Raw genomic sequence first — 14,411 nt, 5'->3', positions numbered from 1 at the left:
GCGGCCGGTCAGCCGCGCCGGGCCGGCTTCAGCAGGTCGGCAAGGCCGACCCGGTGCAGCATCTCGGCGCGCAGCCGGTCGAGCACCGCGAAGCCCACATCCGCGCCATCCCCGGTCGGGTCGTAATGGACCCGGAACGGGCGCGTGCCGAACGGCGCATCCACCACCTCGACGATCCGCCGCGCGACTCCGCCCGCATCCGCGTCTTCCGGCACGATGGCGGCGAAGGCCTGCTGCACCTGCTCGCCGAAGCCCTTGTAGGGCCCGGCCTCGTAATCCGCGAGCCGCGCCTCGTCCGCCGGCCGGCCGGAATGGGCGAAGTGGTTGGTGCCCCTGGTGAAGGCGCCCGGCACCACGATCGTGGTCTCGATGCCCCAGCGGGCGAGCTCGCGCGCATATTGCACGGCGAGCGCGTCCATTGCCGCCTTGGCGGCGAAATAGGGCGCCAGATAGGGCGGCGTGCCGCCCGCCGAGCTGGAGCTCGACACCCAGACCAGCAGCCCCTGCCCGGCGGCGCGCATATGCGGCAGCGCCGCCCGGTTGACGCGCTGCGTGCCGAGCACGTTGACGTCGTACTGCTGGGCATATTGCTCGGGCGTGAAGCTCTCGGCCGGGCCGAACATCATGTGCCCGGCATTGTGCACCAGCACGTCGATCCGCCCGGCCTCGGCGATGATGCGCGCCACCGCGGCCTCGGTCGACGGCCCGGACTGGACGTCGAGTTCGACCGGGCGGATGTCGGTGCCCGGCAGGGCGGCGAGTTCGGCCGCATTGGCGGCATTGCGGCCGGCGACGTCGCGCATCGAGGCGTAGACGGTGTGGCCGGCGCGGCCGAGCGCTTCAGTCGTCAGGCGGCCGAAGCCGCTGGAGGCGCCGGTGATGAGAATGATCTGTTTCGACATGGCGTCATGCCTTTCCGATCCTGAAATCGTGGGGTTGAGCGGGGGACGGCGCGGGCAGGATCAGATGATCCCGCCATTGGCGCGCAGCACCTGCCCGTTGATCCAGCCGCCATCGGGGCCGGCGAGGAAGGCGACCGTATTGGCGATGTCCTCCGGCTCGCCGAGCCGTTCCAGCGGGGCGAGCTTCGCCAGCGCATCGACCGCCTGCTGCGGCTTGCCGTCGAGGAACAGCGCCGTGGCGGTGGGCCCGGGCGCGACCGCGTTGACGGTGATGTTGCGCCCGCGCAGCTCGCGGGCGAGCACATGCGTCAGCGCCTCGATGCCGGCCTTGGTGGCGGCATAGACGCCATAGGTCGGCTGGTAGAGGCCGACGACGCTGGAGGACAGGTTGATGATCCGCCCGCCCTCGCGCAGCCGCCGCGCGGCGAGCCGCATCGTGTTGATCGGGCCCTTGAGGTTGATGGCGATCTGGCTGTCGACCAGCGCGTCGTCGGCCTCGGCGAGCGTGGCGAGGCGCATGACGCCGGCATTGTTGACCAGCACGTCGACGCCGCCGAACGCGGCTTCCGCCGCGTCCCACATGCGCGCCACCGCCTGCGGATCGCTGACGTCGGCCTGCGCGGTCAGCGCGTGCCCGCCGGCCTTCTCGATCTTCGCCGCCAGCGCCTCGGCCTCCCCGGCCCGGCCGGCATAGTTGATCACCACCGTATGGCCGTCGGCGGCCAGCCGCTCGGCGATGGCCGCGCCGATGCCCCGGGACGCGCCGGTCACCAGGGCCACCCTGTTCTCGTTCGACATGGTGCTTCTCCTCTTGCTGCCGCCACCGTGGCGACGCGCCTGATGCGCCATCTGGCGGGTTGAAGATAATCGGGCTAGGATCGCCATTACTGTTCAATATGAACGAACAATCGATCCATGGACCGGCTCGACGCCATGCGCCTCTTCACCCGCATCGTGGAGCGGCGCAGTTTCACCGAGGCCGCGCACGACACCGGCGTGCCGCGCTCCACCGCCACCACCGTGATCCGGCAGATGGAGGAGCGGCTGGGCGTGCGGCTGCTCCAGCGCACCACCCGCGCCGTGCGCCCGACCCTCGACGGCGAGGCCTATTATCGCCGCTGCCTCGCCATTCTCGACGACATCGAGGATGCGGAGGGCGCCTTCGGCGGCGCCGAGCCGACCGGCATGCTGCGCGTCGACGTGCAGGGAACGCTGGCGCGGCATTTCCTGATGCCGACGCTGCCCGATTTCTTCGCCCGCCATCCGCGCATCGAGCTGAGCATGAGCGAGCGCGACCACTGGGTCGACCCGGTGCAGGAGGGCGTCGACTGCGTGCTGCGCTACGGCGCGCTGCCCGACAGCGACCTCGTCGCGCGGCGCGTCGCGATGCTCGAGCGCGTCACCTGCGCCACGCCGGGCTATCTCGCCCGCTACGGCATCCCGGCGAGCATTGACGATCTGGCGAACCATCGCCTCGTCGGCATCCGCCGGCTCAGCACCGGCAACCTGACGCCGGTCGAGTTCCAGGTCGAGGGCGGGCTGCGGCGGGTGGAGATGAAGGCGCCCTTCTCCGTCACCGGGCCGGAAAGCTACCTGCTCGGCGTGAAGCTCGGGCTCGGCCTCGCCCAGGTTCCGCGCTTCCACATCGAGCACGACCTCGCGAGCGGGGCGCTGGTCCCCCTGCTCGAAGACACGCCGCCGCCCTCCGCGCCGGTCTCGCTGCTCTATCCGCGCAGCCGCCAGCTCTCGCCCCGGGTGCGGGTATTCCTCGAATGGGCGGCCCGCCAGTTCGCCCGGCGCGAGGGGACGGCGGGGCACGAGCCGACGTGAGGCCCGCGCTCAGATGGTGATGCGCCCCGTCACCAGCCCGTACAGGCCGAGCACCGCGCCCGCCGCCACCGCGCCGAACAGCAGCAGCTCCGCCGGCGTGAACACCGCGTGGCCGCGCTCCTTCTGCGCGATCGCGAACAGTGCCGTGCCGGGCGCATAGATCACCAGCGACAGCAGCAGGAACTTCAGCCCGCCGGCATAGACCAGCCCGGCGGCGTAGAGCGTCGCCAGCCCCGCCCGCACCAGATCGACCCGCCGTCCGCGCGGTTTCAGCTCGTAGCTCTCCCCGCTCCAGGCGAGCTTCAGCGCATAGGCCGCGACCAGCAGGTAGGGCAGCAGGATCATGGAGGAGGTGAGCTTCAGCGCCAGCAGGAACGCCTGTTCGGCGAACAGCGTCATCACCAGGAAAAGCTGGATGAGGATGTTGGTCAGCCACAGCGCGGCGAAGGGCACGCGGTTGCGGTTCTCGGCCGAGAGGAAGGCCGGCATGCTCTCCATCCGCGCCGCCGAGAACAGCACCTCGGCGGCGAGCAGCGACCAGGCGAGATAGGCGCCGAGCACCGAGACGATCAGCCCGATGCTGACGAACACCGCGCCCCAGCGCCCGACCACCGCCTGCAGCACGCCGGCCATGGACGGGTTGCGCAGCGCCGCGAGATCGGGGCGCAGCAGCACGCCGTAGGACAGCATCGTCACCATCACCAGAAGGCACAGCACGCCGAGGAAACCGAGCAGCGTGGCGAGCCCGACATCCTCGCGCCGGCGCGCAAAGCGCGAATAGACGCTCGCCCCCTCGATGCCGACGAATACGAACACCGTCACCAGCATCGTGCCGCGCACCTGCGTGAACAGCCCCTCGCCTTCCAGCCCCGGCCCGCCGAGGAAATTGGCGGCGAAGACGTCCGCCTTGAAGCCGAAGCCGACGAACACCAGGAAGACGAGGATCGGGATGATCTTCGCCACGGTGACGATGGTGTTGAGGCCGGCCGCCTGCTTCACCCCGCGCAGGATCATGAAATGCACGGTCCATACGCCGACCGAGGAGACCGCCACCGCGGCCACCGTGTTGCCGTCGCCGAAGATCGGGAAAAGCGCGCCGAGCGTCGACTTGATCAGCACCCAGTAGGACACGTTGCCGAGGCAGCAGACGGTCCAGTAGCCGAGCGCCGAGAGGAAGCCGGGATAGTTGCCGAACCCCGCCTTGGCATAGGCATAGACGCCGGAATCGAGCTCCGGCTTGCGCCGCGCCAGCGTCTGGAACACGAAGGCGAGCATCAGCATCCCGCCGCCCGCGATGGCCCAGGCGACCAGCGCGCCGAGCCCGCCGGTGACGCGCCCGAAGGTCTGCGGCAACGAGAAGATCCCCGCCCCGACCATGGAGCCGACCACCATGGCGGTCAGGGTCGGGAGGGCGAAGCTCTGCCGGGAGGGCTCCTTCATCGGGACCTCTGGAGCGGGGGATCGGGCGCGGCCGTCCCGCCCTGCGGCGAAGGTGGCCGCGCGGCGGGTCGGCGGGGAATCGCGCCGGGCGTGGCGCCGTGGACGCCATCAAGCATAGCGCGACGACGCGCCGACGCACCCCCGCCGCCGGTTTTCCACCGCATGCGCCCCCTCCGGCAATGGGAGAGCGCCGCCGCGCTCAGTAGTCGACCGGGTCGCGGATGATCGGGCAGGTCATGCAGTGGCCGCCGCCGCGCCCGCGGCCAAGCTCGGAGCCGTCGATGGTGATGACCTCGATGCCGGCCTTGCGGAGCAGCGTGTTGGCGTAGGTGTTGCGGTCATAGGCGAACACCACGCCCGGCGCGGCGCAGACGAGGTTGGCGCCGGAATCCCACTGCGTGCGCTCGCGCATGTAGTCGTTGCCGCCGGTCTCGACCACGCGGATCTGGTTGAGCCCGAGCGCCTCGCGCACCGTCTCGACCAGGCCCTTGTCCTTCGACAGCTCGATCCCGCCATTGCCGTCCGGCCGATAGGAGAAGCACTCGATCTTGTCGACGATGTCGGGATAGAGCAGCACGCAGTCGCGGTCGGCGAAGGTGAACACCGTGTCGAGATGCATCGCCGCGCGCAGCTTCGGCATGGCGGCGATGATGACGCGCTCGGCCGCCCCCTTCTCGAACAGCGCCCCGGCGAGCTGGCTGATCGCCTGGCGCGAGGTGCGCTCGCTCATGCCGATGAGCACGTTGCCCTTGCCGATCGGCATCACGTCGCCGCCCTCAAGCGTGGCGAGGCCCCAGTCCTGCGTGGGGTCGCCCCACCACACATTCACCTTGCCGGCGAAGTCGGGGTGGAACTTGTAGATCGAGGTGGTGAGGATGGTCTCCTCGTGCCGCGCCGGCCAGTAGAGCGGGTTCAGCGTCACCCCGCCATAGATCCAGCAGGTGGTGTCGCGGGTGTAGAGCGTGTTGGGCAGCGGCGGCAGCAGATATTCGCTCACGCCGGCCGCGTCGCGGATCAGCGCCAGTGTCTCCCCGCCGATGGTGTCGGGAAACTCGTAGGTCGACAGCCCGCCGATCAGCGTCTCGGCGAGCTGGCGGTTCGGCAGGCCCTCGAGATAGGAGCGCACCTCGTCGACGAAGCCGAGCCCGATCTGGTTCGGCACCACCTGATGGTCGAGGATCCACGCCTTGGCCTCGGGGATCGCCACCGTCTCGGTGAGGAGGTTGTGCATCTCCACCACCTCGATGCCGCGGTCGCGCATCTTGGTTGTGAAGTCGAAATGGTCGCGCTTGGCGACGTCGACCCACAGCACGTCGTCGAACAGCAGCGCGTCGCAATTGCTCGGGGTCAGGCGCTGGTGGGCGCGGCCGGGGGCGCAGACCATGACCTTGCGGAGCTGGCCGACCTCCGAATGCACGCCGAAGGGGGTTTCCATAGTGAAGGCTCCTGATCCGTCCTGATGTCAGGGAGTAATGAGGCCGGTCGCGAGGCCATAGGCGCCGATGGCGCCGCCGAGCAGGGTGACGGCGAACACGGCGAGCTCGACCGGCGTGAACAGCCGCGCCCGCTGCTCGCGACGGGCCCAGACGTAGAGCACCGTGCCGGGCACGAAGAGCACGGTCACCAGCAGCACGTATTTGAGGCCGGCGGCGACGAACATGAACAGCGTGTAGACCACCGCGATCCAGGCGAAGACCTGATCGCGGCCGCGCTCGCCCGGCGTCGTCTCGTAGCCGACGCCGCTGCGCGCCAGCAGCACGCCGTAGCCGGCGACCAGCAGATAGGGCAGCAGCGCGGTGACGCTCGTCATGTCGAGCATGACGTTGAAGGCGTCGCGCGACCAGTAGGTCGAGATCACGAACAGCGAGACCACGATATTGGTCAGCCACAGCGCGTTGGCCGGCACGCGGTTGCCGTTCTGGGCCGCGAACAGCCGCGGCATGTCGTTGGACCGCGCGGCGGCGAACAGCACCTCGGCGCAGATCAGCGACCAGGCGAGATAGGCGCCGAGCACCGAGACCAGCACGCCGATGGAGATGAACACCGCGCCCCAGTGGCCGACCACCAGTTCCAGCGCGCCGGCGAGCGAGGGGTTGGCGACGCCGGCGATGTCCGCGCGCGGGGCGGTCGCGTAGGGCAGCAGCGTGATCGCCACCATCAGCCCGGTGACGGCGACGAAGCCGAGGATGGTGGCGGTACCGACGTCGGCGCGCCGCTTGGCGTAGCGCGAATACACGCTCGCTCCCTCGATGCCGAGGAACACGAATACCGTGATCAGCATGGTGTCGCGCACCTGCGCCACCAGCGTCTTCTCCGGCATGCCGACGCCGCCGAAGAAGTTCTCGGAGAACTGGGCGTAGTTGAAGAAATAGATGAAGGCGAGGATCGCGACGATGATCGGCACGATCTTGGCGATGGTGACGATGGTGTTGATGAAGGTCGCCTGCTCGACCCCGCGCAGGATCATGAAATGGAAGGCCCAGATGCCCGCCAGCGAGACGATGATCGCTGTCGCCGAGGTGCCGTCGCCGAAGAGGCCCGGGAAGAAGCGGCCCAGCGTCGAGGAGATCAGCACCCAGTAGAACACGTTGCCGAGGCAGCTTCCCAGCCAGTAGCCGAAGGCCGACAGGAAGCCCATATAGTCGCCGAAGCCGGCCTTGGCGTAGGCGAACACGCCGGAATCGATGTCCGGCCGCTTCTCCGCCAGCGCCTGGAACACCCGCGCCAGCATGTACATGCCGGTGCCCGCGATCGCCCAGGCGATGATGGCGCCGAACGGCCCCGTCGCGGTGGCGAAGCGGCCCGGCAGGTTGAAGATGCCGGCCCCGACCATCGAGCCGACGACCATGGCGGTGAGGGTGGGGAGCGGCAGCTTGTCCGCCGAAGGATCGGCCATGTGCGCCTCGTTCGGCAAGGAAGGAGCGTGGTCGATCCACCTATAGACCAGCGGCAATCACAAGAAATGGGTGACGCATCCCAATTGTTTGCCTGTAATCCCAATTTACGCCATTGTCACGCCGTTCTTCATGCTGCAATTGCGAGAAGATCTGGAATAATTAGTACCAGAGATCGCATGCAATCAACATACGGCCGATTAGTTCGATTCTGATAATTACCCTGCGGAATTATCGGACCGCGCCCGGAAATTTACGTCGCCGCCTAGGCGACGAGCATGCGCAGCAGGTCGGCGAGGCTCGGCATGTCGGCGCTGGCGAGGCCGGCACCGCGACCCCCGCCCGGCGGCAGGATGCCGATCCGCCCCGCCTCGCGCGCCGCCTTCGGCGACAGCCCGAACTCCTGCCGGAACGAGCGGCTGAACACCGAGGCGTCGGCGAAGCCCCACTGCTCGGCGATGCGGTTGATCGGCCGCCCGTCCGCCGTGTCGAGCAGGGCGTGGCGGGTCTGCATGAGGCGCTGGCGGCGCACATAGCTCGATATGCCGCCGAGCGGCTCGAACAGCCGGTAGAGCCGCGAGCGCGACACGCCGAGCTCGCGGCAGATCGCGTCCGGGGAGAGGTCGAGCTCGGCCAGCCGGCGGCGGATCAGCCGCCGCGCCCGCTCCAGCAGGGCGAGGTCGATCGGCGCCTGCGCCGCCGCGCGCCGGTCGGCGGACGGGCTCGCGCAGGCGGCGACGAAGCAGCGCAGTGCCTCCACCACATGGTCGAGCCCGGCCGGGTCGAGCTCGGGCAGCCGCCGGTCGAGCGCCAGCATCATGTCGGCGAGCAGCGCCCCGGCGGCGCCCTCGAGCGGCACGTCCAGCATTTCATCGAGCATGGAGGAGGCGAACAGGTCGCGCGGAATGTAGAGCGCGAGCGCGCCGTCATCGGGCATCTGCGCGGCGAGCGGGCGCGCCAGCGAATGGATGCGCGGGCGCATCGCCGGCTCACGGTGCACCGCCTGCCCTTCGACGAAGCGGCAGGGCAGGATCACGTACCAGTGGTCGAGAACCGCCCGCTCCCAGTGCTGCCAGCGCAGCGCGTGCCCCCGGCCCGGCAGGGTGGTGCTGGTGAGGACGAGCTTGCCGAGCGGCCAGATCCGCTGCGAGACGTCGAACGCGCCATCGTCGCCGGCGACCGGCCGTATGTCCTTGATCGGCTCATAGGCGGCGCGGAACGCCTCGAACTGGTCGTCCGGGCGCAGGTCCGTGGTTGCGAACAGGATCGGATGCACGAGCTTCGGTCGACCGCTGGCTGCCGCGAAGGCCGGATCGGACCTTCGTCGTCGGTACGCGCTCGCACGCGCCCGCGCCGGGTTCCAGAGGGGCGTGACGACTGGATATAGCCGGTGAAGAAGCGCAATAATGCCGGGCACCGCGCCAAGGGCGGATTCACGCCCTGCGCAGCCGCGCGGCGGCAGGGCGGTGCGGAAGGCGACGCAGGGGCCGATGGACGAGCGACGCAGGCTGGAACTGGACTTCCGCGCCGTGCGCTCCGGGCTCGGGGTCGGCGAGTTCGTGCGCTCGGCCGAGGTGCTTGGCCCGGTCGCGGACGTTTTCCGCGCCCACGAGCACGGCTACCGCCGCATCGACGACTTCACGCTCCTGCACCTGCTGAACTTCGAGGCCGGGCAGCCCTACAGCCTGCGCATGGAGCGGGCGGACCTCGTCTGCATCCAGGCTACCATCGCCGGGCGCTACAATCGCTGGATCGGCCAGCGCATGGACCTCGTCAGCCCGCATCTGATGCACATCAGCAATACCCCGCTCTCGGTCTCCGACACCGAGGAAGGGACGCGGTTGCGCGGCGTGCTCATCGTCTGCGAGCGCCGGCATTTCGTCGAGCACTACCGGCTCAACCTTGAGCGCGTGCCACCCGCCTACCGGCCGATCTTCCTGTCGCGCGAGGGAACGCCGGAGGTGCTGACGCTGCCGCTCTCCCCGCTCGGCATCGGCCTCGTCGACCAGCTTCTCTCCTGCCGCTATGGCGAGCCGCTGCGCGGCATCTTCGTCGGCGCCAAGACGGTGGAGATCATCTGCGACGTGGTCGCCCAGCTCAACCGGCTCCAGCCGCGCGCGGCGCCGCGCCTGCTGGGCGAGCGGGCGCGGGCCGAGGCGATCGAGAGCGCGGCCGAGATCTACCGCCGTGAGATCGGCGCGCCGCCGACCATCGAGCAGCTCGCCCTGCGGGTCGGGCTGAACCGCAACGAGCTCACCTCCGGCTTTCGCGCGCTGTTCGGCGTCACGCCCCACGCCTATGCGCAGATGCGCCGTATGGAACGGGCGCAGGAGCTGCTGCACGAGGGCGCGCTCTCCATCAGCGAGGTCGCCCGGCGCGTGGGCTATGAAGGCTATTCGAGCTTCGCGCGCGCCTATCAGGCCCATTACGGCCGCGCCCCCGCGCCCGCCGACGCCCCGCCCCGCCGCCGCGCGAAGGGAGACGAGCGCGCCTGAGGCGGCGGACAGGATCGACGTCAGCGGATCGGCATGTGCGCCGTCTCCGGCATGTGCCGGATCACCGCGAGGCTGGTCAGCGCGGCGGCGATTACATAGCCGGCCGGCGCCAGCGGGTCGTCCACCACCTGCGTCAGCCACACGGCGATGAACGGCGCGAAGCCGCCGAACAGCGCCGCCGCCACCGCATAGGCGACCGACGACCAGCGCGAGCGGTCGGAAGTGGCGAACAGTTCGGCGGCGACGGCGGGGCCCGGCCCCGAATAGAGCGCGATGGCGACGCCGAACAGAAGCTGGACGCCGACCACCAGCGCGAAGCTCGGAAAGGCGAGAATGCTCCACAGCGCCGGCACCACGGCCACCAGCACCAGAAGGCACGAGGCGGCAAGGAACGGCCGCCGCCCGTAGCGGTCCGACAGCCGGCCGACCAGCGGCACCAGCAGGACGATGGCGGCGGTGCAGATCGTGTTCGACCAGGTCGCCTCGGCCGCGCTCAGCCCGGCGTGCTGCTGGGTGAACAGCGGCATGTAGACGAGGAAGATGTAGTAGCAGACCGTCCAGTGCATGGTGAAGCCGAACAGCGTCAGCCCCGGCCGGCCGACCCGCTGAAGCAGCGGCGCGGCCGCCGGCGCCCTCGCGCGGCGATAGGCCGGGGTCTCGTCGATGCCGGTGCGCAGCCACAGCGCGACCACCCCCAGCGCGCCGCCGAGCACGAAGGCGAACCTCCACCCGCCCGCCGCCAGGCTCTCCGCCGGCAGCGTCCCCGCCAGCAGCGCGGCGACGGCGCTGGCGAGCCCGCTGCCGAGCGCCACCGACACCGACAGGAAGCTGGTGGAAAAGCCGCGGCGGCCCTCCGGCGCGGATTCGAGCAGGAAGGCGTTGGCGATGCCCCACTCCCCGCCGGCGGAGAAACCCTGCACCATCCGCGCCGCCAGCAGCAGCACCGGCGCCAGCGGCCCGATCCGCTCATGGGAGGGGATGAGGCCGATCGCCAGCGTGCCGGCCGCCATCAGCCCCGCCGCCAGCAGCAGCGCCGGCTTGCGCCCCCGGCTGTCGCCGAACCCGCCGAGCACGAGCCCGCCGAGCGGGCGCATCACGAAGCTGACGCCGAACACCGCCAGCGTCGCGAGCAGCGCGGTGTGCGGCGATTCCTCGGGGAAGAAGGCGCGCGACAGGTAGAGCGCGAGCAGCCCGTAGATGACGAAGTCGTACCACTCCAGCACGTTGCAAAGCATGACCCCGGCAAGCGCCCGCCTGCGCCGCGCGGCGGCCGGGTGCGCTTCGTCCTGGTGCGCAACGGGCGCGTCCAGCGTCGTGGAACTGTCAGGCGGGAGTGCCCGCGGCGTTACCGGCATGCCGCCCCGATCGGAAAGAGTGTACCGGTTTCATTGAACCACACGCGCGGCAGGTGGAAAAGGGAGACCGGCCCCGCGGCTCGCCCCCGCCCGGGCGGCGCGCACGGGCGAAGAAGCGCCGCGCGGCTCCCGGCCGCCTGCCAGCTTTCCCAAGTTGTCGTGAAATCCTGATCCTGTGCCGCGCATCCCAAAGTGGCGGTTGTACGCGATAACGCGCTGGCGGCGACCGTCATGAATGTTGCAAACCCTGCGGTGTTTCATGATGGAATCTCGCGGTTCGACTGGTCGCACGCGATCGGCGTGGGCGGACGGGCGGCGAGGACGACCACGCGAAGCGCCCGTTGCTTGAATCATGTTGCGATGCAGCATGCGCGGCGATACCGTGGCGCAACCCTGTCCGGGAGGCCGATCCGATGCCGCGCCAGACGCCTGCGACCCCGCCGCGCCGCCCCTCCCGGGCCGGCCGCTCCCCATCCCGAACAGCGACCGCCGACGCGCCCGCCGCACAGGACGCCGCCGCGCCAGACGCCAGCGCGCAGGACACGCCTTCGCCCGCCGGCAAGGGGCCGCGCGCGCCGGTGCTGGTCGACCTCGCGCTGCAGGGCGGGGGCGCGCATGGCGCCTTCACCTGGGGCGTGATCGACCGCCTGCTGGAGGAGGAATGGCTGCGTATCGACGGCGTCTCCGGCACCTCGGCCGGGGCGATGAACGCGGCGGTGATGGCCGACGGCTATGCCGCCGGCGGCGCGGCGGGCGCGCGCGCCGCGCTCGACGCCTACTGGCGCCACGTAGCCGACGCCGCCCGCTTCAGCCCGTTCCGGCGCGGGCCGCTCGACGTGCTGCTCGGGCGCTGGACGCTCGACCACTCGCCGCTGTTCCTCGCCATGGACCTGATGTCGCGGCTCTATTCGCCCTACGACCTCAACCCCGCCGGCACCAACCCGCTGCGCGCGGTGCTGGAGAAGGCGATCGACTTCGAGCGGCTGAAGACCTCGCCGGTGAAGCTCTTCATCACCGCCACCAATGTGCGGACCGGACGCGGACGGGTGTTCCGCAACGCCGAGATCACGCCCGACGTGCTGCTCGCCTCGGCCTGCCTGCCGACCCTGTTCCAGGCGGTGGAGATCGACGGCGAGAGCTACTGGGACGGCGGCTATGCCGGCAACCCGACCATGACCCCGCTGGTGCGCGACCTTGAATCGGACGACACCATCCTGGTGCCGATCAACCCGATCGAGCGGGCGGGCACGCCGCGCACGGCGGCCGAGATCCTCAACAGGCTCAACGAGGTCTCGTTCAACTCGGCGCTGCTCAAGGAGCTGCGCATGATCGCGCTGCTGCGCCAGGTCGCCGATCCGGGCAATAGCGAGGGCGCGCAATGGGCGCGCATGCGCATCCACCTGGTGCGCAACGACATCATGGGCACGCTCGGCTACTCCTCCAAGCTCAACGCCGAATGGGAGTTCCTCTCCATGCTGCGCGACGAGGGGCGCAAGGCCGCCGACGCCTTCCTCGCGGCCGACGCCGACAATATCGGCAAGCGCTCCTCGGTCGATCTCGACATCTTGCTGGAAGGGGTGTGAGCGATGGGCCTCCTCGGCATCCTCCTCGGCCTCGGCCTGCTCATCTGGTTCGCCTATCGCGGCTGGAGCGTCCTGCTGCTGGCGCCGCTGGCGGCGCTGATCGCCGCCTTCCTGTCCGGCGAGCCGCTGCTTGCCAACTGGACCCAGACCTTCATGGGCAGCGCGGCGAGCTTCGTCGGCCAGTTCTTCCCGCTGTTCCTGCTCGGCGCGCTGTTCGGCAAGCTGATGGAGGACAGCGGCTCGGTCACCGCCATCGCCGAGTTCATGACCGGCACGCTCGGCGCGCAGCGCGCCATCCTCGCCGTGGTGCTGGCCGGCGCCATCGTCACCTATGGCGGCGTCAGCCTGTTCGTCGCCCTGTTCGTGCTGGCGCCGATGGCCGAGGCGCTGTTCCGCGCCGCCGACATTCCGCGCCGGCTGATGCCGCCGGCGATCGCGCTCGGCACCTTCACCTTCACCATGATGGCGCTGCCCGGCACGCCGGCGATCCAGAACGCCATCCCGATGCCGTTCTTCGGCACCACGCCCTTCGCCGCGCCGGGGCTCGGCATCATCGCCTCGGCGATCATGCTCGGCTTCGGCCTGTGGTGGCTCTCGCGCGCCGAAGCGGGCGCGCGCCGCGCCGGCGAGGGGTTCGGCGCGAGCGCGGCCTCGGTGAACGCGGCGCTGGACGACACGGTGCTGCGTGAGCGCGCCACCACGGCGCGCGAATTCGACCCGGCCGAGATCGCCCACGGCCATCTCAGCGCTGAGCGGCCCTCCATCGCCCTCGCCGCCCTGCCGCTGGCGCTGGTGATCGTGGTCAACCTGCTGATGTCCTTCGTCATCCTGCCTCGGCTCGACTTCGCCTTCCTCGGCGAGGAGCGCTGGGGCGGCATCACCTTCTCGGCGGTCAGCGGCGTGTGGTCGGTGGCGGTGGCGCTGATCGTCGCCATCCTCGCCACGCTGGCGATCAACCGCCGTCGCCTGCCGAAGCTGCGCGAAACCATGGACGCGGGCGCCAACGCCTCGGTGCTGCCGATCTTCAGCGTGGCGAGCCTGGTCGGCTTCGGCGCGGTGGTCGCCGCGCTGCCCGCCTTCGCGCTGGTGCGCGACTGGGTGCTCTCGATCGGCGGCGGGCCGCTCGTCTCGCTGGCGGTCGCGACCAACATCCTCGCCGCGCTCACCGGCTCGGCCTCGGGCGGGCTCACCATCGCGCTCGACGCGCTCGGGTCGACCTATCTGCAGCGGGCCGGCGAACTCGGCATCGACCCGGCGCTGCTGCACCGCGTGGCGGTGATGAGCGCCGGCACGCTCGACAGCCTGCCGCACAGCGGCGCGGTGGTCACACTGCTCGCGGTTTGCGGGGCGACGCCGCGCCAGAGCTATCTCGACATCGTCATGGTCGCCATCGTCGGCGCCATACTGGCGCTGGTGGCGGTCATCGCCATCGGCTCGGTGACGGGGAGCTTCTGAACGCCGCCGCGACGGCGCCTCCCCCGCCCGACCCGGGACGCGAACGCCGCCCCGGCATCTTCCGCGACGGCCGCCATGCCGCGCGCCGCCGCTTACGGACACCATTCCCCCCTCAAGGACACGTGCGATGCTCTCACGCCGCTCGCTGCTCGGACACCTCGCCACCCTCGCCGTCGCCCTGCCGGCGGCCGTCCTCCCGCTCGCCGGCGCCGAGGCGCAGGGCGTTCCCGCGCCGCGCTCGGCCCCTCCCCCGCCGCGCCGCGAGCCGCGCCCGGCGCCGCGCCGGGGCTACACCTGGGTGCCCGGCCACTGGAACTGGACCGCGCGCCGCAACTGGGTCTGGGAGCCCGGCCACTGGGAGGAGAACCGGCGCGGCTTCACCTATGCCGGCCCGCGCTGGGTGCTGCGGCGCGGCCAGTGGGTGTTCGAGCCCGGCCGCTGGGTGCGGAGCTGGTAG

General features: G+C 70.5%; 12 protein-coding genes. 5 read left to right on the top strand and 7 right to left on the bottom strand.

The genetic code is table 11. The features are described from left to right. Positions 1 to 8: 8 nt before the first annotated feature. Both NVS83_RS12450 and NVS83_RS12445 read right to left on the bottom strand, forming a co-directional pair. Complete coding sequence (locus NVS83_RS12450; RefSeq protein WP_258739584.1) at positions 9 to 902, bottom strand: SDR family NAD(P)-dependent oxidoreductase; 894 nt, start codon at positions 900 to 902, stop codon at positions 9 to 11. Positions 903 to 962: 60 nt separating this feature from the next. Then, positions 963 to 1,700 carry an SDR family oxidoreductase gene (locus tag NVS83_RS12445; RefSeq protein WP_258739583.1) on the bottom strand — a complete coding sequence of 246 codons (738 nt, stop codon included), beginning with the start codon at positions 1,698 to 1,700 and terminating at the stop codon, positions 963 to 965. 117 nt (positions 1,701 to 1,817) lie between these two features. On the opposite strand from NVS83_RS12445, the gene NVS83_RS12440 reads away from it, so the two are divergent. Next, the gene (locus NVS83_RS12440) at positions 1,818 to 2,732 is read left to right on the top strand and encodes a LysR family transcriptional regulator (RefSeq protein WP_258739582.1); all 915 of its coding nucleotides are present in this window, start codon (positions 1,818 to 1,820) and stop codon (positions 2,730 to 2,732) included. 9 nt (positions 2,733 to 2,741) lie between these two features. Here NVS83_RS12440 and NVS83_RS12435 read toward each other — a convergent pair whose 3' ends face one another. From NVS83_RS12435 to NVS83_RS12420, 4 genes are all read right to left on the bottom strand, one after another. Further along, positions 2,742 to 4,172: a basic amino acid/polyamine antiporter gene (locus NVS83_RS12435; protein ID WP_258739581.1), complete on the bottom strand. Its 1,431-nt coding sequence runs from the start codon at positions 4,170 to 4,172 to the stop codon at positions 2,742 to 2,744. 199 nt (positions 4,173 to 4,371) lie between these two features. Then, positions 4,372 to 5,607: an arginine deiminase gene (locus NVS83_RS12430; RefSeq protein ID WP_258739580.1), complete on the bottom strand. Its 1,236-nt coding sequence runs from the start codon at positions 5,605 to 5,607 to the stop codon at positions 4,372 to 4,374. Positions 5,608 to 5,634: 27 nt separating this feature from the next. Then, complete coding sequence (locus tag NVS83_RS12425; RefSeq protein WP_258739579.1) at positions 5,635 to 7,068, bottom strand: basic amino acid/polyamine antiporter; 1,434 nt, start codon at positions 7,066 to 7,068, stop codon at positions 5,635 to 5,637. Between the two features lie 263 nt (positions 7,069 to 7,331). Further along, the gene (locus NVS83_RS12420; protein ID WP_258739578.1) at positions 7,332 to 8,342 is read right to left on the bottom strand and encodes a helix-turn-helix transcriptional regulator; all 1,011 of its coding nucleotides are present in this window, start codon (positions 8,340 to 8,342) and stop codon (positions 7,332 to 7,334) included. Positions 8,343 to 8,556: 214 nt separating this feature from the next. Between NVS83_RS12420 and NVS83_RS12415 the strand changes: the two genes are divergently transcribed. After that, positions 8,557 to 9,561, top strand: coding sequence for a helix-turn-helix transcriptional regulator (locus NVS83_RS12415; protein ID WP_258739577.1), 1,005 nt, complete (start codon positions 8,557 to 8,559; stop codon positions 9,559 to 9,561). Between the two features lie 20 nt (positions 9,562 to 9,581). On the opposite strand, the gene NVS83_RS12410 is transcribed toward NVS83_RS12415, so the two are convergent. Next, complete coding sequence (locus tag NVS83_RS12410) at positions 9,582 to 10,796, bottom strand: MFS transporter (protein WP_258739576.1); 1,215 nt, start codon at positions 10,794 to 10,796, stop codon at positions 9,582 to 9,584. 533 nt (positions 10,797 to 11,329) lie between these two features. On the opposite strand from NVS83_RS12410, the gene NVS83_RS12405 reads away from it, so the two are divergent. The 3 genes from NVS83_RS12405 to NVS83_RS12395 all read left to right on the top strand — a co-directional run bounded on the left by NVS83_RS12405 (position 11,330) and on the right by NVS83_RS12395 (position 14,411). Beyond that, on the top strand, positions 11,330 to 12,499 hold the full coding sequence (locus NVS83_RS12405; RefSeq protein WP_258739574.1) for a patatin-like phospholipase family protein: 1,170 nt from the start codon (positions 11,330 to 11,332) through the stop codon (positions 12,497 to 12,499). A gap of 3 nt (positions 12,500 to 12,502) precedes the next feature. Further along, a complete protein-coding gene (locus NVS83_RS12400) occupies positions 12,503 to 13,954 on the top strand; it encodes a GntP family permease (protein ID WP_258739573.1) in 1,452 nt (483 codons plus the stop codon). A gap of 127 nt (positions 13,955 to 14,081) precedes the next feature. Then, positions 14,082 to 14,411: a hypothetical protein gene (locus NVS83_RS12395; protein ID WP_258739572.1), complete on the top strand. Its 330-nt coding sequence runs from the start codon at positions 14,082 to 14,084 to the stop codon at positions 14,409 to 14,411.

Source organism: Ancylobacter mangrovi (assembly GCF_024752335.1).
GTDB classification, from domain to species: Bacteria; Pseudomonadota; Alphaproteobacteria; order Rhizobiales; family Xanthobacteraceae; genus Ancylobacter; species Ancylobacter mangrovi.
This window is presented reverse-complemented; position numbering and strand designations above follow the sequence as displayed.